The sequence below is a fragment of the Vibrio sp. 970 genome (genome assembly GCF_033339075.1).
The window spans coordinates 1-523 of sequence record NZ_JAWOTW010000788.1 but is presented as its reverse complement, the minus strand read 5'-3'; the positions used below and the strand labels follow the sequence as shown (position 1 = coordinate 523).

Sequence of the window (523 nt, the reverse complement as noted above, 5' to 3'; positions counted from 1 at the left end):
CAGCCAATAGACCTGATTTGCCAACTGCGCCGACCATGCTTCAATCATCTCTTTATCGGTGGCGTAGCGAGTAAAATCGTAACGACGAATGATTTCTCGCAGTGTTTTATCTTGTTGGTGCTTTAAGCCGTACTCATCTGCTCTCGCCATCGCGCCGAGTAAATCGACGCCAAGATACAAATACTCAGGGTGATGTTTTGTTACGGTATAACGACGTTGGCTGCGTTCGTCCTCTTTTTCTTGGTAGCGAGTCAGCCGCTCAGAGGAATATAAAATGATGTCTTCTGGTTTGACGACGTCATTCGCGAAGCGATTCAATCGGCTTGCGACTTGAGCCATGTCTGTCCAAATGGTTGCGTAGTATTTTTCATCTAAGGTTTGGCGGAACATACGCAGCCCAAAGTGGCCTTCCTTAAAAGGAGGAAGCGTGAATAACTCACGTTCGTATGTGTCGCGAATCAGCTGTGCTGATTGAGAGTAATTAAGTGCAGGCACCTCTTCTTGAGATGCCTGAACATTCAAG

The 523-nt window shown here is 46.8% G+C and carries 1 protein-coding gene; it reads right to left on the bottom strand.

Going from position 1 to position 523, the window contains the following annotated elements; translation table 11 throughout:
• The coding region (locus R7Q11_RS29185) for a DUF3541 domain-containing protein (RefSeq protein WP_225467347.1) at positions 1–522 on the bottom strand (522 nt) is incomplete at its 3' end.
• Position 523: the final 1 nt, after the last annotated feature.